General features: G+C 71.7%; 17 protein-coding genes. 11 read left to right on the forward strand and 6 right to left on the reverse strand.

All coding sequences use genetic code 11. The features are described from left to right. Nucleotides 1-179: 179 nt before the first annotated feature. Nucleotides 180-1,712, reverse strand: coding sequence for a DUF4331 domain-containing protein (locus ABZZ74_RS28020; protein ID WP_356769475.1), 1,533 nt, complete (start codon nt 1,710-1,712; stop codon nt 180-182). Between the two features lie 177 nt (nt 1,713-1,889). On the opposite strand from ABZZ74_RS28020, the gene ABZZ74_RS28025 reads away from it, so the two are divergent. The 3 genes from ABZZ74_RS28025 to ABZZ74_RS28035 all read left to right on the forward strand — a co-directional run bounded on the left by ABZZ74_RS28025 (nt 1,890) and on the right by ABZZ74_RS28035 (nt 3,694). Then, on the forward strand, nt 1,890-2,483 hold the full coding sequence (locus ABZZ74_RS28025; protein WP_244373272.1) for a sigma-70 family RNA polymerase sigma factor: 594 nt from the start codon (nt 1,890-1,892) through the stop codon (nt 2,481-2,483). Continuing rightward, nucleotides 2,480-3,298: an anti-sigma factor gene (locus ABZZ74_RS28030; protein ID WP_356769477.1), complete on the forward strand. Its 819-nt coding sequence runs from the start codon at nt 2,480-2,482 to the stop codon at nt 3,296-3,298. Before ABZZ74_RS28025 ends, ABZZ74_RS28030 begins: the two co-directional genes overlap by 4 nt. A gap of 126 nt (nt 3,299-3,424) precedes the next feature. Beyond that, nucleotides 3,425-3,694, forward strand: a complete 270-nt coding sequence (locus tag ABZZ74_RS28035; protein ID WP_208780505.1) for a hypothetical protein — start codon at nt 3,425-3,427, stop codon at nt 3,692-3,694. A gap of 212 nt (nt 3,695-3,906) precedes the next feature. On the opposite strand, the gene ABZZ74_RS28040 is transcribed toward ABZZ74_RS28035, so the two are convergent. Both ABZZ74_RS28040 and ABZZ74_RS28045 read right to left on the reverse strand, forming a co-directional pair. Next, entirely contained in the window at nt 3,907-4,689 is a 783-nt protein-coding gene (locus tag ABZZ74_RS28040) for an ABC transporter permease (protein ID WP_356769479.1), read from the reverse strand. Then, entirely contained in the window at nt 4,686-5,654 is a 969-nt protein-coding gene (locus ABZZ74_RS28045; RefSeq protein ID WP_356769481.1) for an ATP-binding cassette domain-containing protein, read from the reverse strand. Before ABZZ74_RS28045 ends, ABZZ74_RS28040 begins: the two co-directional genes overlap by 4 nt. A gap of 63 nt (nt 5,655-5,717) precedes the next feature. Between ABZZ74_RS28045 and ABZZ74_RS28050 the strand changes: the two genes are divergently transcribed. Further along, nucleotides 5,718-6,437, forward strand: a complete 720-nt coding sequence (locus ABZZ74_RS28050; RefSeq protein WP_356769483.1) for a TetR/AcrR family transcriptional regulator — start codon at nt 5,718-5,720, stop codon at nt 6,435-6,437. Here ABZZ74_RS28050 and ABZZ74_RS28055 read toward each other — a convergent pair. The 3 genes from ABZZ74_RS28055 to hmgA are packed head-to-tail and all read right to left on the reverse strand — an operon-like array spanning nt 6,434 to nt 9,728. Continuing rightward, nucleotides 6,434-7,594, reverse strand: a complete 1,161-nt coding sequence (locus ABZZ74_RS28055) for a type ISP restriction/modification enzyme (RefSeq protein WP_356769485.1) — start codon at nt 7,592-7,594, stop codon at nt 6,434-6,436. The two genes, ABZZ74_RS28050 and ABZZ74_RS28055, sit on opposite strands and share 4 nt — an antisense overlap. Nucleotides 7,595-7,635: 41 nt before the next feature. Continuing rightward, on the reverse strand, nt 7,636-8,385 hold the full coding sequence (locus ABZZ74_RS28060) for a GntR family transcriptional regulator (protein ID WP_356769487.1): 750 nt from the start codon (nt 8,383-8,385) through the stop codon (nt 7,636-7,638). A gap of 26 nt (nt 8,386-8,411) precedes the next feature. Further along, entirely contained in the window at nt 8,412-9,728 is a 1,317-nt protein-coding gene (gene hmgA, locus ABZZ74_RS28065; protein WP_356769489.1) for a homogentisate 1,2-dioxygenase, read from the reverse strand. A 162-nt stretch (nt 9,729-9,890) separates the two neighbouring features. Between hmgA and ABZZ74_RS28070 the strand changes: the two genes are divergently transcribed. From ABZZ74_RS28070 to ABZZ74_RS28100, 7 genes are all read left to right on the forward strand, one after another. Then, complete coding sequence (locus ABZZ74_RS28070) at nt 9,891-10,595, forward strand: hypothetical protein (RefSeq protein WP_356769491.1); 705 nt, start codon at nt 9,891-9,893, stop codon at nt 10,593-10,595. Further along, entirely contained in the window at nt 10,592-11,209 is a 618-nt protein-coding gene (locus tag ABZZ74_RS28075) for a TetR/AcrR family transcriptional regulator (protein WP_208780500.1), read from the forward strand. Before ABZZ74_RS28070 ends, ABZZ74_RS28075 begins: the two co-directional genes overlap by 4 nt. Nucleotides 11,210-11,312: 103 nt before the next feature. Next, a complete protein-coding gene (locus ABZZ74_RS28080) occupies nt 11,313-13,544 on the forward strand; it encodes a molybdopterin oxidoreductase family protein (protein ID WP_356769494.1) in 2,232 nt (743 codons plus the stop codon). A 123-nt stretch (nt 13,545-13,667) separates the two neighbouring features. Next, nucleotides 13,668-15,065 carry a citrate:proton symporter gene (locus ABZZ74_RS28085; protein WP_356769496.1) on the forward strand — a complete coding sequence of 466 codons (1,398 nt, stop codon included), beginning with the start codon at nt 13,668-13,670 and terminating at the stop codon, nt 15,063-15,065. A gap of 22 nt (nt 15,066-15,087) precedes the next feature. Next, nucleotides 15,088-16,332: an MFS transporter gene (locus ABZZ74_RS28090; protein WP_356769498.1), complete on the forward strand. Its 1,245-nt coding sequence runs from the start codon at nt 15,088-15,090 to the stop codon at nt 16,330-16,332. A 102-nt stretch (nt 16,333-16,434) separates the two neighbouring features. Next, nucleotides 16,435-17,205: a hypothetical protein gene (locus ABZZ74_RS28095; protein WP_356769500.1), complete on the forward strand. Its 771-nt coding sequence runs from the start codon at nt 16,435-16,437 to the stop codon at nt 17,203-17,205. Then, the gene (locus ABZZ74_RS28100; protein ID WP_356769502.1) at nt 17,192-17,914 is read left to right on the forward strand and encodes a class F sortase; all 723 of its coding nucleotides are present in this window, start codon (nt 17,192-17,194) and stop codon (nt 17,912-17,914) included. The genes ABZZ74_RS28095 and ABZZ74_RS28100 overlap by 14 nt, the downstream gene beginning before the upstream one ends. The last annotated feature ends 155 nt before the right edge of the window (nt 17,915-18,069 follow it).

The raw sequence follows: 18,069 nt of genomic DNA on the forward strand, positions 1-18,069 counted from the left end.
CGGCCCGCACCGTGGGGGACGTGGTGTGCGGGCCACGCCAGTCTGTGGAGGGCCGAGGACCGGGCGGGGCCGCTCCGAAGAACCGCCCGGTCCTCCGTCGAAGGGGTCGGGGCCCGCCCCGCCAGGCGCCCCCGGGGGCGCCATGACGTGCGGCTCGCCGACCTCCGCGCGGGACCGGTCTAGTACACCCGGCTCCGCATCCGGCGCCACCACATCAGCCCGGCGCCGATCAGGGCGATGCCGGCCGCGCCGCCGCCCGCGGAGGCGGCGATCAGGGTGGTGTTGTCCATGCCGCCCGCGCTCGCCGGCTGCAGCGCGTCACCGAGCTGGTTCTTGACGTCGTTGCCGCCGCTGACACCCTTCGCGGTGGCACCGCGCGAGCCGGAGGTCGGGTTGGCCAGGTACGGGAAGGAGTGGCCGAAGCCCTTGTCGTTCTTGTCGACCGCGTCGCCCAGGTCGTTCTTGGAACCGACCAGCTCGCCCTCCATCACCTGCAGCGCCTCGTCGATCACGTCGTCTGTGAGCCGACGCCCGTTCGGGAAGCCCGCGTTGTCACCGTCGAGCACACCGAGCCGCTTCGGGTAGGCGGTGGGCTTGATGGAGGTGTTGAGGCGCAGCTCCTCCGCCGGCTTCACGTACGGCGGCTGGTTGAGGCCCTTGACGCCCTTGAGGAACACGTCGACGAGGTCGTTGCGCGGCTCCGACGGCGCCTTGATCTTGTAGATCGCCTCGATGAGCTTCGGCAGCTCCGGGTTGGTCACGTTCTTCAGGAACTGCGCGTCGTACGCGGGCGAGGACGCGTTGAACCGGTCCTTGTCCTTGATCGGGTTGACGACCTCGTTGACCAGCGGGTTGCCCAGGCGTGAGACCTGCTCGTAGTAGCCCTGGGCGTTCCTGCGCTGCACGGTCGACCAGATGCCGACGACCGGCTGCTTCTTCGACTCCGTGATCACGTCGGTCGGAACCTGCAGGGCGATGGAGTTGACGTTGTAGCCCTTGAGGGTGTCCCGTCCGACCTCGGAGAGGTTCCCGCCGTACAGCAGGTCGAAGACGCGCAGGTCCGCGAAGAACGGGTCGTCCGCCTGTCCGGCGAAGGTCTGCGCGCCGTTGGGCAGCTTGTAGATCGCCTGCTCGCGCAGCTTGTTGTAGTCCGGCATCGACGCCTTGCCCACGTCCGACGGCGCCACCGGGACGTCGTCGGCCAGCTTCGACCGGTACACGGCCTTGCCGTGCCTCAGCTTCACCAGCTCGATGTCGTACGTCTGCGTGATGTTGAGGTCGGGGTCGGCCAGGTTGCTGACCACGCCCGTGTTGTACAGGAACGACTTCTTGTTCTTCGTCTGCGTCTTGAACGTGTAGCGCAGCAGCAGATCGTCCTGCGCGTCCCCGTTGTTGTCGATGTGGAGGTCGTACTGGGCGTCGTCGGCGAACTGGTAGAAGTTCGGGCCGCCCGCCGGCTCCTCGAAGGGGATGAAGTTGGCGATGAGCGTCGTCGTGTCCGGCTTGTCCGGGCTGACGAACGCGTACAGGTCCGTGTTGTCGTACTGCGGCTGCCCCGAGATCAGCGGGGCCTCCCGGTGGCTGGAGGCGGATGCCGCCCCCGGTTCCAGCGTTGCCACGCCGGCGGCCGCGAGTCCTCCCGCGGCCAGTGCGCCAGCTATGAGGGTCGCGATGCTCCTGCGTCCCGCGCCGCTCCTGGAGTCAGTTGTCATGCCGTCCGTCCTCAGTCCCAACTTGCCTGACGAACGCTGATTCGGAGCGGTCGGCAGGGTGGATTGGTCGAATCCCAAACGTTCTTACGCGGAACTTGAGATCTTGTTTCAGCGAGCGCGCACCCGCTTTTTCGGTCCGCTGATCCGTAACCCCATCCGGAGGTGCGTTCGTTGCGAATGCCTGGTGTGACAGGACGGGGCCCGTGCGGCCGGGAAGAGAGGGACCGAGTGGAGGCGGACGAGCTTCTGGTACTCGTGGCCGGCGGCGACCAGAAGGCTTTCGAAGCGCTGTACGGACTCGTGTCCGGGCCGGTGTTCGGGCTGGTGCGCCGTGTCGTACGCGATCCCGCGCAGTCGGAGGAGGTGGCGCAGGAGGTGCTGCTCGAACTCTGGCGCTCCGCCGCCCGGTTCGACCCCGGCCGGGGCAGCGCGCTGTCCTGGATCCTCACCCTTGCCCACCGTCGCGCCGTCGACCGGGTGCGCAGCGCCCGCGCGGCCGGCGAACGCGAGCAGCGCGAGGCCCGCCGGGCCCACAGCACCGCGTTCGACCAGGTGACCGAGGAGGTCGAGGCGGGCCTGGAGCGCGAGTTGGTGCGCCGCTGCCTGGACCGCCTCACCGCGCTGCAGCGCCAGTCCGTCACGCTCGCCTACTACGACGGCTACACGTACCGTGAAGTGGCCGAGCGGCTTTCGCTGCCGCTGGGCACCGTCAAGACCCGAATGCGCGATGGACTCACCCAGCTGCGCAAGTGCCTGGGAGGTGTCGCATGAGTCTCCTCGACCGGATGCTGGGCCGCGAGGATCTGCACTCGCTCGCCGCCCCCTACGCGCTCGACGCCTTGGAGCCCGCCGAGCGGGTGCGCTTCGAGCGGCACCTGAAGTCGTGCCCCTCCTGTGCCGCCGAGGTGCGGGCGCTGTCCGAGGACGCGGTCCGCCTCGCCTGGTCCACGGCCGCCCAGCCGCCGCCCGCGATGCGCGACCGGGTGCTGGCCGCCGTACGCGCCACTCCGCAGGACCAGGGGCCGCTGCGGGAGCACACCCCCCAGCTGCCGCCGCACGTCTGGGGCACGCAGCCGCCGCCGGCACGCTCCCGTGCGCCCCGCGAGCGCCGCCCCCTGTTCGCGCCGCTCGCCACGGCGACGGCCGCCGCGGCCCTCGTGGTCGCCTCGCTCTTCGCCGTCCAGGCCAACCGGACGCAGGACCGGCTGGACGCGGAGCGGGCGCAGTCACGTGAGATCGCCCACGTTCTCGCAGCTCCGGACGCCCGCGCGAGTGCCGGCAGGGACGCCCAGGGGCGAAGTCTCGCGGTGGTCGCCTCCGCGTCCGAGGGACAGGCGATCGTCACGCTGAGCGGATACGGCGTCCCGCCCGGCGGACGGGTGCACCAGCTGTGGCTCATGCGCCCCGGCGCGCAACCACGCTCCCTGGGACTCTTCTCGACCGGCGACACGCCCTTGGTCGCGACCGGTCTCAACAAGTCTGCTACATCACTCGCAGTGACCGTCGAGCCCGACGGGGGTTCCCCGCAGCCCACCAGCCAGCCGATTGTCCAACTCGCCCTGAAATCGGTTGGATTCGGAGAGTGACCACCGAGGCGTCGTCAACACCCTTACGGGGAAGGTGAATCCTGTGACCGCGATACACGAGTGCCCGGTTGGGGCGATAGGGTTACCCTGCCCGGGCCGGGTGGACTCGTACGGGTGGGGAGTGACATGGAACAGATAACAGTGCGCAGCAGGGCCAGGGTCCCTGCGATCACCTACGGAAGCAGCGCGAGCAGTTCGCGGCTGGACCGTCATCTCTCGGTGCTGGCGGGTCCCGCCGTGCCGCAGCAGAAGACGGCCGAGGCGACCTCGCTGATGCTCGAGCTGACCGCTCGTGACACCACGCAGACCCGCAGCGACCGGGGTGCGCGGGTCCGCCGCGTCTCGCTGTTCGCGCCGCTGCGCCGGCTCACGCGTTCGCTGTTCGGCGGTCGCTGAGAAACACCGGCGTCCGCCTGGCAAGGGGCCGCGCTCGGGTCGCCGCGCCGTCCGGCACAGCGCTGCGATCTCGTCGTCCGTCATCCCCACGGCATGCAGCGAGCGCCCGGGCTCACACCCGGGCGCGGCCACGTCCCCGATCCGTCACCTCCGGTACGACCCACCCGCTCCGTACCCCGGTCCGACTCCGCCCACGTCGACGGCCGTGGAGGTCAGCGCTCTCCGCGCGCGTACCTCCGCACGGCCAGCGGCAGGAACACGGCGATCAGCGCCGCGCACCACAGCAGTGACCCGGCGATCGGATGCGCCACCGGCCAGGCGGCACCCGACGGCACCGGCGCGTTCCCGAACAGGTCGCGCAGGGCCGTCGTGACCGCGCTGATCGGATTCCACTCGGCGAGGACGCGCAGCCAGCCCGGCAGACCGTCGGTCGGGATGTAGGCGTTGGACAGCAGCGGCAGGACGAAGGTCGAGGCGCCGAGCTGCCCGGCCGCGTCCTCGCTGCGGGTGAGCAGCCCCAGCCAGATCCCCAGGGACGTGCAGGCGAACCGGAAGAGCAGCAGCAGCCCCACCGCGCCCAGGGTCGCGGCCGGTGACCCCTCGATCCGCCAGCCCACCGCGAGCCCGACCAGCAGCAGCGGCACCGTCCCGATCGCCGTGACCACGAGATCGGCCACCGCCTGCCCGAGCGGCACGGCCGCCCGGCTCACCGGCATCGTGCGGAACCGGTCCATCACCCCCCGGTGCGAGTCGGCCGCCGCCTGGAACATCCCCGTCATGATCCCGCCCGCCGCCGTCGCCACCAGCAGCCCGGGGACCAGGAAGGACCGGTACTCGCGCCCGGGCATCGCGAGGGCGCTGCCGAAGACATAGCCGAAGAACAGCAGCATGTTGATCGGCATGACCTGGGTGAGGACGGCGAGGCCCGGGCTGTTGCGGACCCGCCGCAGCTGCCGGCCGACCATCGCCAGGCCGTCGTACGTCAACGCGCTCATGCCGCAAGCTCCTTGTGGTCGGGGGAGTCGTCCGGGCTCTCGTCCGTGAGCCGGAGGAAGACGTCGTCGAGGGTCGGCGGGCGCAGGCTGGCGTCGATCAACGGCACGCCCGCCGCGTCCAGTTCGCGCACCAGGCGCGGGAGGGTGAGGGTCGGGTCGGTGGTGACGGCGCCCACCGCGTTGCGCTCCCGGTCGAACGCCGGCTCGGCGCCGGTGAGCCGGTCCAGGACGGCCGCCGCCCCGGTGAGCGCGTCCTCGTGGCCGACGACGGCTTCCGCGTACGAGCCGATGAGGGCCTTGAGCTGGGCGGGCGACCCGGTGTGCGCGACCCGGCCGCGGGCCACCAGGGCGATGTCGTCGGCGAGTTGGTCCGCCTCCTCCAGGTACTGCGTGGTCAGCAGCACGGTCGTGCCGTCCCGCTTGAGCTCGCGCACGGCGTCCCGGATCCGGTTGCGGCTGGCCGGGTCGAGCCCGGTGGTGGGCTCGTCGAGGAACAGGACGGCGGGCCGGCGGATCAGGCTCGCGGCGAGGTCGAGCCGGCGGCGCATCCCGCCGGAGTAGGTGGCGGCGGTCCGGCCCGCGGCCTCGGTGAGCCCGAAGCGTTCCAGCAGCTCGTCGGCCCGCGCGGCCGCGTCCCGCACCCGGTGCAGCCGGGCGAACAGCCGCAGGTTCTGCCGGCCGGTGAGGTCGCCGTCGACCGACGCGTACTGCCCGGTGACGCCGATGTGCCGGCGTACGGCCGCGGGCTCCCGGACGAGGTCGTGCCCCGCCACCCGGGCCGACCCCGCGTCCGGCCGCAGCAGGGTCGTCAGCAGCCGTACGGCCGTCGTCTTGCCCGCCCCGTTCGGTCCGAGAATCCCGCAGACCGTGCCCTCGGCGACCGCGAGATCCAGCCCCCGCACGGCGCGCACCTCGCCGAAGCGCTTCTCCAGACCTTCACTAAGTACAGCGTACGTAGAAGTCATGTCCCGACCATAGCGCACTACGTACGGTGTACGTAACTACGATGGTGGCCGAGGTGATGATCGATGGCGGGCCGAGCGGCGGTACCCGAAGTGATCTGGGCCCGGCCCGAGCGCACGGGGCGGGGGCCGAGACCGGCGTACACCCGTGCCGACATCGCGGCGGCGGCGGTGAAACTCGCCGACGCGGGCGGGCTGGACGCGGTGTCGATGCGGCATGTCGCGGCCGAGCTGGGCTGCGGGACCATGTCGCTCTACAACTACGTCCCCCGCAAGGAGGACCTGTACGAGCTGATGGTGGACGCGGTCAGCGGAGAGCACGAGCCGTGGGAGCCGAGCGGGGACTGGCGGGCCGACATGACGCGGGTCGCGCACCAGACGCGGACGCTCATGCACCGCCATCCCTGGCTCCCGCGGCTGATGTCACCGGTGTACGGCTTCAGCCCGAACGCCCTGCGGTACCTCGAGCACTGCCTGGCCTGCCTGGATCCGCTCGAGGACATGACGTACGGCATGAAGATGCAGTTGATCGGGCTGCTCAACGGCGTGGTGACGATGTACGTCTCCAGCGAGCTCGCCACGGCCGAGCGCACGAGGAACCTGCCCTGGTCCGAGGAGCAGGAGAACGCGGTACGGATCGCCTATCTGGGGAGTCAGATCGCCGGCGGTGCGTACCCCAGGATGGCGGCGGCGTTCATGGAGGACCCGGGGCCGATCGACCTGGACGCCGTCTTCGACCTGGCGCTGCAGAGGGTCCTCGACGCCTTCGACCCCGCCAGAGGCTAGATCAGCGCGAACTGGCCCTCCGGGCCCTCCTCGTGGTGGTCAAGCACCGAGGCGGGCCGGCGGGCGGCCTCCGGCACCGGCAGCACGCCCGCCGTTGCCAGCTCGCCCGCCGTGATCGTGGCCGGTACCGTCAACTCCCGCTGCTGCGGCCGTAGTTCGGCCAGCAGCGCCAGAACCGTGATCAGCTCCAGCAGTTCCGACGTCCACGCCTGCGGCCAGGTCGCCGGGCGGATCGCCGACAGGGTGCCCGGCTCGGGCTCCGCCGTCCGCGCGCCGAACCACTGCTCCAGCACCCGGACTCCGGCCGCCTCGAAGTCCCAGGCCTCCGGCGGCACGGGGGAGATGCGGCCCTCGTCCAGCAGCAGGGTCTCCTCGTCGCGGTCGTAGTCGAGGGTGAGGGGACGGGAGGGGAGCGGGGCGCGGACGTAGGGGCGGCGGCCGCCGGGGAGTCGGGGCCGCTCCCCGTCCCGCCGCATCAGCCACAGCAGACGGTGGCCCAACTCCACGCCCCGGGACCAGAGTTCGGGATCCTCCGGGAGGGGCACGGTGAGGTCCTGGCGGACCATGGCCATGATCCAGGCCAGAACGTCCGGCGCCCGCACCGCCGTTCCGAGCCGGGTGCCCAGATGCTCCGTCAGGCCCGGCGCCAGGTTGGGTTCGGCACCGCCCGGGCGACGGTAGAGCGGGCGGATGCGACCGGGGCGGAGCAGGGGGAGGTGGGAGGTGGCGAGCAGATGCGGACCGTCGGTCTCCGACGGGGTCTCCACGACGAAGATCTGCTGTTCGTCCGCCACCCGCCACAGTTCCGGTCGGGCGGTGTCGATCAGGCGGTGGTCGGGGATCAGCCACTGCTCGTCGAAGGGCGCGTGCAGGACCCGTACCGGCTCGGGGCAGGGACCGGAGGCGCGGATCAGCTTCTCCGTGCCGCTCGACTGCCCCGGGAGCTGCCCCACCGCCGTGTGCGGTGTGCGGGAGCGCGTCGGCTCGAACAGGGCCTCCCGGTCCGGACCGTCCGCCTTCAGCAGGGCGTCCCAGCGGGCCTTCAGGGATGCCGCATCGGGGCCCGTCGGCCACCCCCGGCCGAGCCGCGGCGGTGCGACGGACCACGGCATGAGGTCCGCCAGCGGCGGAGCGTCGTCGTGCGTCACGCTGGGCATCGTACGACCTTCGGCCGACAGGTACGGGGGGGCCGGCGAGCTCACGTGGCGTCCAGAGTCACCGTGAAGGAGAAGCGGTCCCCGCGGTAGTGGATGACCGCCACGTCCAGGACCCGTCCCGCAGTGTCGTAGGTCACCCCCGTGTAGTGCAGGATCGGGCTGAGCAGCGGGACTTGGAGCAGCCGCGCCGTCTCCGGGTCGGCCAGGCGGGCCTCCACGGTGTCCGTGATGCGGCTGATGTCCGCGCCCACGACATCCCGCAGCACCTTGGTCATGGGCCGGCGCACCAGGTCCGAGGGGTCGATCCGCGAGGCCATGTCCGGACGCACGTAGTTGCGGGCGTGGTTGGTCGGCTCGCCGGTCTTCTCGTCGCCGCGCAGCCGGTGGTACGTGGCCACCTCGTCGATCTCCGGGAAGAACTCGGCGAGTTCGGGCGGCACGGAGGCGCTGCCGTGGTCCAGCAGCTCGGTCGTCATGCCGGACTGCTGGGCGACGATCGCGTCCACCGAGCCGAGCAGCCGCACCGGAGCGGCGCGGCGGGCGCCGGGCTCGATGAAGGTGCCGCGGCGCCGGTGCCGGGTGATCAGGCCCTCGTCCTCCAGCTCCTTCAGCGCCTGCCGCATGGTCAGCACGCTGACCCCGTAGTGCCCCGCCAACTGCTCCTCGGTGGGCAGCCGCAGGGGGTCCTGGGGCGAGCGGCCGAGTATCGAGGCGCGCAGGGACTGCGAGACCTGGTACCAGAGCGGCAGCTTGCGGTTCAGGACGATCGAGTCCGGGGCGAAGGAGGTCACGGGCTATCCGTACCGGTCGTGGGCGATCAGTGCAACGGCCGGAAGTGGCGCTGGAGGCCCCGCCACACGTCGTCGTAGTGGGGCTGCAGATGGTCCGCCTGGGCCGCGTGCGCGGTGAGCAGGACGGGCCAGCGCGTCTCGAACATGAACGCCAGTCCGTCGTCGATCTTCTGCGGCCTCAGCTCCGCCGCGCTCGCCCGGTCGAACGTCTCCCGGTCCGGGCCGTGCGCCGACATCATGTTGTGCAGCGAGCCGCCGCCCGGCACGAAGCCCTCGGCCTTCGCGTCGTAGGCGCCCTCGACGAGTCCCATGTACTCGCTCATCACGTTCCGGTGGAAGTACGGCGGCCGGAAGGTGTCCTCGCCCACCAGCCAACGCGGCGCGAAGACCACGAAGTCGACGCCGGCCAGTCCGGGTGTGTCCGAGGGGGACGTCAGCACCGTGAAGATCGACGGGTCGGGATGGTCGTAGGAGATGCTGCCGATGACGTTGAAGCGGCGCAGGTCGTAGACGTACGGGACGTGGTTGCCGTGCCAGGCGACCACGTCGAGCGGGGAGTGGTCGTAGGTGGCGGTCCAGAGGTTGCCGCAGAACTTGTTGACCACCTCCACCGGGCCCTCGACGTCCTCGTAGGCGGCGACGGGCGCGCGGAAGTCGCGGGCGTTGGCGAGACCGTTGGCGCCGATCGGGCCGAGGTCGGGGAGGCGGAAGGGAGCGCCGTAGTTCTCGCACACATATCCGCGGGCTGAAGCGTCCAGCAGCTCCACCCGGAAGCGCACCCCACGGGGGATCAGCGCCATATGGCCCGGCTCCGCGTGCAGCAGCCCGAACTCCGTGCGCAGCAGCAGCCCGCCGCGCTCCGGGACGATCAGCAGCTCGCCGTCGGCGTCGCTGAAGACGCGGTCCATGGAGGCGGTGGCGTGGTAGAGGTGCACGGCCATGCCGGTGCGCTGGGTGACGTCGCCGTTGCCGCCGAGGGTCCACAGGCCGGCCAGGAAGTCGGTGCCCTCCACGGGCTCCGGCAGGGGGTTCCAGCGCAGGCGGTTGGGATCCGGCACCGACTCCGTGAAGGGAGCCGTGCGGATCCAGCCGTTGTGCGTCTCCGTGAACGCCGGGTGGGCGGCCGAAGGGCGGATGCGGTAGAGCCAGGAGCGGCGGTTGTGGGCGCGCGGCTCGGTGAACGCCGTGCCGCTGAGCTGCTCCGCGTAGAGCCCGAGGGGGGCGCGCTGCGGGGCGTTGCGGCCCTCGGGCAGGGCGCCGGGTACCGCCTCCGAGCTGTGCTCGTTGCCGAAACCGGAGAGGTAGCTCAGCCCCTCCGCCGTCTTGCGCGCGTCCCCGCTCATGGCCGCTCCCTTGCGACTCGATTCCTATACATCACCATAGGATTGCGTCCTGGCGGGCGCAAGGGGGACCCCGGCCCACCCCGGCCCTCCTCATCAGGGAGGAAGCCAGAACAAGACTCCAGGGGGATTCGCCTGTCGTACCGGTGTTCTACGCTCCCGGGCATGTCGTGGACGCGGGGACTCCTTGCCGTGCTCGCGGCCTGTGTCCTGCTGCTGGCCGGATCCGCGGGCTGCGGTTCAAGCGACGCGCACGAGAGGACGGACGGGAAGGGCGAGACGTCGACGTCCCCGGTGGGCAAGCTCCTCGACGACACCGACCCGCAGGGCAGGCGGCTGCGCCAGGTGGACAAGAAGGGCGCTCCCGACGTCGGCATCGAGGTGCTGCCGGACGCCCACGACACCTGGGACGTACGGCTGACCGTCCACCACTTCCGCTTCTCGCCCGGCGGCACGAAGGCGAAACCCGTGGCCGGACGCGGCTTCGCCTCGCTGTTCGTCGACGACCGGCCCGTCACCCGGCTGCGCGGCACCGCCTACCGCCTCCCGGCCCGCCTGGTCACCCGCGGCACCCACCACGTCACCGCCCGGCTGTACGCCGACGACGGCACCGTGTGGGCCGTCAAGGGCAAGCCGGTGCAGAGCACGGCCGACATCACGGTGTCGGGGCCGGACACCACGCCGGGCGGGACGCCGGGCGCCTCGGGCACTCCCGGCGGGACCCCGAGGGCTCCCTCCGTGTCGGGCGGGACATCGGCCGCCTCCGCCCCTGCCGGCGCCACCGCGGACCCGGCCGCCGTGAGCGCATCCGGCATCGATCTCCGTACCGAGGGGCGAGGTTCACCGGACCGCGTCGGAAAGGCATCATGAAACCCGTGCCCCACGCGACATCGCTACGCCGTGCGCCCGTGCAGCGGCGCAGTGCCGAACGGCTCACCAGGATCCTCGACGCCTGCGCCGACCTCCTCGACGAGGTCGGCTACGACGATCTGAGCACCCGTGCCGTGGCACTGCGCGCGGGCGTCCCCATCGGCTCGGTCTACCGCTTCTTCGGCAACAAGCGGCAGATGGCCGACGCCCTCGCCCAGCGCAACCTCGAGCGCTTCACCGAACGCGTCACCGAGCGGCTGAAGAAGTCCACCGAGGGTGGCTGGCGCACCGCCATGGACGCCGTGCTCGACGAGTACCTGGCCATGAAGCGCACCGCCCCCGGCTTCTCCCTCGTCGACTTCGGCAACCAGATCCCGGTGGGCTCCCGTCACGCCGAACCCAACCACCGGGTAGCCGACCGCCTCACCGATCTGCTCTCCGGCTATCTGGAGCGCGAACCGGACGACGATCTGCGCCGCACGTTCCTGATCGCCGTGGAGACCGCGGACACCCTGGTCCACCTGGCCTTCCGGGTGGCCCCGGACGGCGACGAGAAGATCATCGAGGAGGCCCGCGAGATGCTGCGGGCGTATCTGGCGCGGGTTCTGGACTAGCCGGGGCGGCGGATTCGCGACCTCGTCACCGAAGAGGACTCCCCTCCGTCCATACCGGTCGGTATGCTCCCCTGGAACTGGCACCGCTGCCCCGGGAGGACCCGTGTCCCGCACCGCCCTGCGAATCTGTCCCCTGTGCGAGGCCACCTGTGGGCTGACGCTGACCATCGAGGGAACCAGGGTCACCGGCGCCCGCGGTGACCGGGACGACGTCTTCAGCAAGGGGTTCATCTGTCCCAAGGGCGCCTTGTTCGGCGCCGTCGACGGCGACCCGGACCGGCTGCGCGCACCGCTGGTGCGCAAGGACGGGGAGCTGCGCGAGGCCACCTGGGAGGAGGCCTTCGACGCCGTCGCCGCGGGCATCCGTCCCGTCGTCGAGCGGTACGGGCCGAACTCCGTCGGGGTCGTCCTCGGCAACCCCAACGTGCACACCATGGCCGGCGCCCTCTATCCGCCGGTCCTGCTCGCCGGACTCGGCACACGCAGCGTCTTCACCGCGTCCACCGTCGACCAGATGCCCAAGCACGTCTCCAGCGGACTGCTCTTCGGCTACGCGAACGCGATCCCCGTGCCGGACCTCGACCACACCGACCATCTGCTGCTGATCGGCGCCAACCCGCTGGAGTCCAACGGCAGTCTGTGCACCGCTCCCGACTTCCCCGGCAAGCTCAAGGCCCTCAAGGCCCGCGGCGGCACCCTCACCGTCATCGACCCCCGCCGCACCCGCACCGCGAAACTCGCCGACCGCCACATCGCGATCCGCCCCGGCACCGACGCCCTGCTCCTCGCGGCGATGGCAGCCGTCCTGTTCGAGGAAGGGCTCGTGGAACTCGGCGAGTTGGCACCGCACGTGGAAGGTGTCGAGGAAGTGCGGGCGGCCGTACGGGACTTCACCCCCGACGCCGTCGCCGACGCCTGCGACGTCGACGCCGGCACAGTCCGTGCCCTCGCCCGCGAACTCGCCACCGCCCCGACCGCCGCCGTGTACGGACGCATCGGCAGCTGCACCGTCCCGTACGGCACCCTCGGCAGCTGGCTCGTCGACGTGCTCAACGTCCTCACCGGCAACCTCGACCGGCCCGGCGGTGCGCTCTTCCCGCAGGCGGCCACGGACAGGACCCCTCGCCCTGCCGGACCCGGCCACGGGTTCGCCCTCGGCCGCTGGCACTCTCGGGTGAGCAGGCACCCCGAGGCGAAAGGGGAGTTGCCGCTCTCGGCGCTCGCCGAGGAGATCGACACGGCGACCGCGGAGGGCGAGCCGATCCGCGCCCTGATCGCCGTCGCCACCAACCCCGTGCTCTCCGCGCCCGACGGCGACCGGCTCGACAAGGCCCTGGACTCCCTCGACTTCATGGTCAGCGTCGACCCCTACCTCAACGAGACCTCGCGCCACGCCGACGTCGTCCTGCCGCCGCCCCCGCCCTCCCAGAGCCCGCACCACGACTTCGCCTTCAACACCCTCGCCGTGCGCAACCAGGTCCGCTACAGCCGCCCCGCCGTCCCGCTGGAGCCCGGCCGCATGGCGGAGACCGAGATCCTCGCCCGGCTGATCCTGGCCGCGACCGGCATGCACGGCGCCGACCCCTCCGCCGTGGACGACCTGGTCATCGGCCAGACCCTCGGCAAGGCCGTCAAGGAGCCCCACTCGCCCGTGCACGGCCGCGACACCAAGGAACTCGCCGCACAGCTCACCGGCGTCAGCGGCCCGGAGCGGCGGCTCGACATGATGCTGCGCCTCGGCCCCTACGGCGACGGCTTCGGCGTACGACCGGACGGGCTGTCCCTGGAACGCCTGCTCGCGCATCCGCACGGCATCGACCTCGGCCCCCTGCGCCCCCGCCTTCCGCAGCCGCTGAAGACCACGAGCGGCAAGGTCGAGCTGCTGCCGCAGCCGATCGCCGACGATCTGCCGCGTCTGCGGCGGGCGTTGCGGGAGCGCCCCGACGGGCTCGTGCTGGTCGGGCGCCGGCATCTGCGGTCCAACAACAGCTGGATGCACAACGTCCCCGCCCTCACCGGCGGTTCCAACCGCTGCACGCTCCAGATCCACCCCGAGGACGCGGAGCGGCTCGGCGTGCGGGACGGGGACGCCGTACGCGTGAAGGGGGCCGGGGGAGAGGTGACGGCTCCCGCCGAGGTCACCGACGGGGTGCGCCGGGGTGTGGTGAGCCTGCCGCACGGCTGGGGCCACGACCGACCCGGCACCCGGCAGCGCCACGCCGCCACCGAGCCCGGCGTCAACGTCAATCAGCTGCTCGACGGCAGCCTCCTCGACCCGCTGTCGGGGAACGCGGTCCTCAACGGGGTGCCCATCGAGATCACAGCATCGCTGTGACCTGCAGTTTTGCGCTTATTGCTCAAGCGTCAACATCTTGTTAACGCCGTTTGAACGGACCTAACGTTCCTCGCACCGCCTGCCCCGGTGGACTGTTCAAGGGCGAACGTTAGGTATCCACTCATGCTGACCATCCTCGGCTTCGCCATGATCGCGACCTTCCTGGTCCTGATCATGCTGAAGAAGATGTCGCCGATCGCGGCACTCGTGCTCATACCCGCGCTGTTCTGCGTGTTCGTGGGCAAGGGCGCCAAGCTCGGCGACTACGTCATCGACGGCGTCACCAGCCTCGCGCCCACCGCGGCGATGCTCATGTTCGCGATCGTCTACTTCGGTGTGATGATCGACGTCGGCCTCTTCGACCCGATCGTCCGGGGGATCCTGAGGTTCTGCAAGGCCGACCCGCTCCGGATCGTCGTGGGCACCGCGCTCCTCGCCGCGATCGTCTCGCTCGACGGCGACGGCTCCACCACCTTCATGATCACCGTCTCGGCGATGTACCCGCTCTACAAGCGCCTGAAGATGAGCCTCGTCGTGATGACCGGTGTGGCCGCCATGGCCAACGGGGTGATGAACACGCTCCCCTGGGGCGGTCCGACGGCCCGCGCGGCGACCGCGCTGAAGCTCGACGCCAGCGACATCTTCGTGCCGATGATCCCGGCACTCGCCGTGGGCCTGCTCTTCGTCATCGCCCTCGCGTACGTCCTCGGCCGCCGTGAGCGTAAGCGGCTCGGCGTGCTGACGCTGGACGAGGCGCTCGTGGAGGAGCCCGCCGAGCAGGAGACGGTGCTGGTCGGCGCGGGCACCGGCAAGAGCCCCAAGAGCAGCGGTGGTTCGGGCACCGGCGCGGACCTTCCTCAGCAGCCCGATGACGACGGCCTCCAGGGCCTCGACCCCGACCGGCCCACCCTGCGGCCCAAGCTGTACTGGTTCAACGCGCTGCTCACGGTCACCCTGCTCACCGCCATGATCATGGAGTGGCTGCCGATCCCGGTGCTGTTCCTGCTCGGCGCCGCGCTCGCGCTCACCGTCAACTTCCCGCACATGCCCGACCAGAAGGCCCGCCTCGGCGCCCACGCCGAGAACGTCCTCAACGTCTCCGGCATGGTCTTCGCCGCCGCCGTCTTCACCGGCGTCCTGCAGGGCACCGGCATGGTCGACCACATGGCGAAGTGGCTGGTGGACAACATCCCCGACGGCATGGGCCCGCACATGGCCTTCGTCACCGGCGTGCTGAGCATCCCGCTCACGTACTTCATGTCGAACGACGGCTTCTACTTCGGCATCCTCCCCGTCCTCGCCGAGGCCGGCCAGGCCCACGGCGTCTCCTCCCTGGAGATCGCCCGCGCCTCCCTCGTCGGCCAGCCCCTGCACATGTCCAGCCCGCTCGTGCCCGCGGTCTACGTCCTGGTCGGCATGGCCAAGGTGGAGTTCGGCGACCACACCAGGTTCGTGGTCAAGTGGGCCGCGCTCACATCACTGGTCGTGCTCGGGGCAGGGATCCTCTTCGGCATCATCTGACCGCACCACGGAGGTTCGTCCCATGAGGCCCGGTGGAAACCGCGGCTGGCTGCTCCGCCTCGTCATCGCCTTCTCCTTCGCACAGGGGGCGGTGTCGATGGCCCGGCCCGCCGTCTCCTACCGGGCCCTGGCGCTGGGCGCCGACGAGCGGGCCGTCGGCGTCATCGCGGGCGTCTACGCCCTGCTCCCCCTCTTCGCCGCCGTACCGCTGGGCCGGCGCACCGACCACGGCCGCTGCGCGCCCCTGCTGCCCGTCGGTGTCGTCCTCATCGCCGGCGGCTGCGTACTGAGCGGACTCGCGGGCTCCCTGTGGGCGATGGCGGTCTGGAGCGGCGTGATGGGCCTCGGCCACCTCTGCTTCGTGATCGGCGCCCAGTCCCTGGTCGCCCGCCAGTCCGCGCCGCACGAACAGGACCGCAACTTCGGCCACTTCACCATCGGCGCCTCCCTCGGCCAGCTCGTCGGCCCGATCGCCGCGGGCGCGCTGATCGGCGGGCCCGACATGGCGGGCACGAGCGCACTCGCCCTGGTGGTGGCGGGCGCGGGCGCGGCCGTCGCGTTCACCTCGCTGTGGCGCGTCGAGGACCGTACGGCCCTCAAGTCCCGTCCCCCACAAGGCGATCGCGTCCCCGTCGGCGGCATCCTGCGCGCCCGGGGGGTCCCGGCGGGCATGCTCATCAGCCTCTCGGTGCTGTCCGCCACGGACATCCTCACCGCGTATCTCCCGGTCGTCGGCCAGCACCGGGGCATCGCGCCGTCGGTGATCGGCGTGCTGCTCAGTCTGCGCGCCGGGGCGACCATCGCCTGCCGGCTCGTCCTGACCCCGCTGCTCCGGCTGCTCGGCCGCCCCCTGCTGCTGACGGTGACCTGTCTGCTCGCCGCCCTGCTGTGCGCGGGCGTCGCCCTGCCGGTGCCGGTGTGGGGGCTCGGTCTGATGCTGGCCGCGCTCGGCTTCTGCCTCGGCGTCGGACAGCCGCTGTCCATGACGACGGTCGTGCAGGCCGCCCCCGACGGCGCCCGTTCCACCGCCCTCGCGCTGCGGCTGACCGGCAACCGCCTCGGCCAGGTGGCCGCGCCGGCCGCGGCGGGGCTGGTGGCGGGGGTCGCCGGTGTGGCGGCGCCGTTCGTGATGCTGGGCGGGCTGTTGCTGCTGTCGGCGGGGGTGGCGGTGCGGTCGTCGTCGGCTCCGGACGGCGGTCCGGGGGCCGGAGTCGTCCGCAGGGAGGGCCGGGCCGGCACTCCATTGCGCCGGTCGAGCGATATCTGACGGCGCGTCGGGCAGGGCTCCCGTCGGTCCTGGAGCGGATGTGAAAGAGAGTCAGGTGAAAGAGCGATTTGTGTGAAAATCGTCTGACTCGGAGGAACATCCATGCCCACCTTGATGCCCCCGTCCGCCGTCGGTGCCCGTCTCGGCGCCGCGGCCCTCACCGTCCTCACCGCGGCAGGGGCCTCCTTGGCCGCGGCATCGGCCGCCGTGGCCGCCCCCGGAGACGGAGCCGACATCAGGATCCACGATGAGCGGATGCCCTACGGTGTCTCGAAGGACGATCCCGTCGTCTGCAGGTTCTACCTCGACGCGGAGAACTTCGGCGACCTGACGACCGTCAACTACACCATCAAGGCGCAGCCCCCGCTGCCCACGGCGGCCACCGTGAGCGGCTCCATCTCCCTCGCCGGCGGTGCCGGCCACACCGACACGCTGGGCCTGGCCGACGGCAGGTACACGCTGCAGTGGACCATCCCGCCGGTCGCCGGCGCCCCCACCGCCGTCCCCACCGTCGCCCCCAAGGAGAAGGTCTTCGTCGTCGACTGCAACGGCCGGCGCGACCACGACCGGGCCCAGGACCCGGGCCGGACCATCGAGGACCACGGCCGTGAGGCGGCGGGTCCCGGCGCCGGTTCCTGGGGCGGCTCCGGGGGCGGCCACGAGGGAGGCTCCTGGGGCGGTCACGAGGGAGGCTCCGGGGGCGGTCACGAGGACGGCGGGCCGAAGGGCGGCGTGCACGCCGGCGGCGGTGGCCTCGTCGACACCGTGCAGGCGTACACCCCGCTGAGCGCGGCCGCGGCCGTCGGGCTGGTCGCCATCAGTGCGGGCGTGTACATCCGGATCCTCCGCCGCCGCTCGCATGGTGCCGCGTAGGCGCAGACGCAGGCCCTGGTACCGGACCCGCGCCTACCGCCTCACCAGGACGGCCGCGATCGTGGCCGTCCTGGTGACGGTCGTCCGGTGCGGGGGCGACCACGAGCCGCATGCGTCCGCCAGGGCCGGGGCATCCGTGGAAGCCCCCGCCGACCCGGCCCCGGGGGCCGCCGCAGGCTCCGCCGCCACCGAGGGGAAGGCCTCGGCCGAACCGGCCGTCCCGCCCAAGCCCGTGCCCCGGTCACCGGCGACCGCACTGCGCGTACCGTCCCTGGGGATCGACGCGCCGGTCATCGGGCTGAGCCTCGGTCCCGACCGGCAGCTCAAGACCCCGCCGCTCGACAAGCCCAAGCTCGTCGGCTGGTACCAGGACGGGCCCTCGCCGGGCGAGAACGGCACCGCCATCGCGGTCGGCCACCGCGACACCAATACCGGCCCCGCCGTCTTCGCCGCCCTCGCGCAGGTCCCGCGCGGCGGCCGCATCGAGGCCCGGCGCGCGGACGGCCGTACCGCCGTCTACACCGTGGACCGGGTACGGGTCTTCGACAAGGCCCACTTCCCCGACAAGGAGGTGTACGGCCCCAGCCGGCGCCCCGAACTCCGGGTTCTGACCTGCGGTGGCCTCTACACCCGCAGGACGGGCTACACCAGCAACGTCGTCGTCTTCGCGCACCTCACACAGACCCTCGACGCCCCGGCCGGACGCTGAACCTGATCGTCCGCTTTCTCACGGACCGAACCGAACCGCTCTGACTCTTCCCCCGGCCGCACACATTCCGTTAATTTCCGTGACCCACAGACCTCGTACGACCCGCACGAGGCCATCGGACGGCGGAGCACCAGCGCCTGCAGCCCTCGGGGGCA

The sequence above is a fragment of the Streptomyces sp. NPDC006476 genome (assembly GCF_040612015.1).
Lineage (GTDB): Bacteria > Actinomycetota > Actinomycetes > Streptomycetales > Streptomycetaceae > Streptomyces > Streptomyces griseorubiginosus_B.

Excerpts from the sequence above, each read along its gene's own strand:
- ABZZ74_RS28020 (WP_356769475.1), bottom strand. The coding sequence starts at position 1,712 with ATGACAACTGACTCCAGGAGCGGCGCGGGACGCAGGAGCATCGCGACC.
- ABZZ74_RS28025 (WP_244373272.1), top strand. The coding sequence starts at position 1,890 with ATGCCTGGTGTGACAGGACGGGGCCCGTGCGGCCGGGAAGAGAGGGAC.
- ABZZ74_RS28030 (WP_356769477.1), top strand. The coding sequence starts at position 2,480 with ATGAGTCTCCTCGACCGGATGCTGGGCCGCGAGGATCTGCACTCGCTC.
- ABZZ74_RS28035 (WP_208780505.1), top strand. The coding sequence starts at position 3,425 with ATGGAACAGATAACAGTGCGCAGCAGGGCCAGGGTCCCTGCGATCACC.
- ABZZ74_RS28040 (WP_356769479.1), bottom strand. The coding sequence starts at position 4,689 with ATGAGCGCGTTGACGTACGACGGCCTGGCGATGGTCGGCCGGCAGCTG.
- ABZZ74_RS28045 (WP_356769481.1), bottom strand. The coding sequence starts at position 5,654 with ATGACTTCTACGTACGCTGTACTTAGTGAAGGTCTGGAGAAGCGCTTC.
- ABZZ74_RS28050 (WP_356769483.1), top strand. The coding sequence starts at position 5,718 with ATGGCGGGCCGAGCGGCGGTACCCGAAGTGATCTGGGCCCGGCCCGAG.
- ABZZ74_RS28055 (WP_356769485.1), bottom strand. The coding sequence starts at position 7,594 with ATGCCCAGCGTGACGCACGACGACGCTCCGCCGCTGGCGGACCTCATG.
- hmgA (WP_356769489.1), bottom strand. The coding sequence starts at position 9,728 with ATGAGCGGGGACGCGCGCAAGACGGCGGAGGGGCTGAGCTACCTCTCC.
- ABZZ74_RS28070 (WP_356769491.1), top strand. The coding sequence starts at position 9,891 with ATGTCGTGGACGCGGGGACTCCTTGCCGTGCTCGCGGCCTGTGTCCTG.
- ABZZ74_RS28075 (WP_208780500.1), top strand. The coding sequence starts at position 10,592 with ATGAAACCCGTGCCCCACGCGACATCGCTACGCCGTGCGCCCGTGCAG.
- ABZZ74_RS28085 (WP_356769496.1), top strand. The coding sequence starts at position 13,668 with ATGCTGACCATCCTCGGCTTCGCCATGATCGCGACCTTCCTGGTCCTG.
- ABZZ74_RS28090 (WP_356769498.1), top strand. The coding sequence starts at position 15,088 with ATGAGGCCCGGTGGAAACCGCGGCTGGCTGCTCCGCCTCGTCATCGCC.
- ABZZ74_RS28095 (WP_356769500.1), top strand. The coding sequence starts at position 16,435 with ATGCCCACCTTGATGCCCCCGTCCGCCGTCGGTGCCCGTCTCGGCGCC.
- ABZZ74_RS28100 (WP_356769502.1), top strand. The coding sequence starts at position 17,192 with ATGGTGCCGCGTAGGCGCAGACGCAGGCCCTGGTACCGGACCCGCGCC.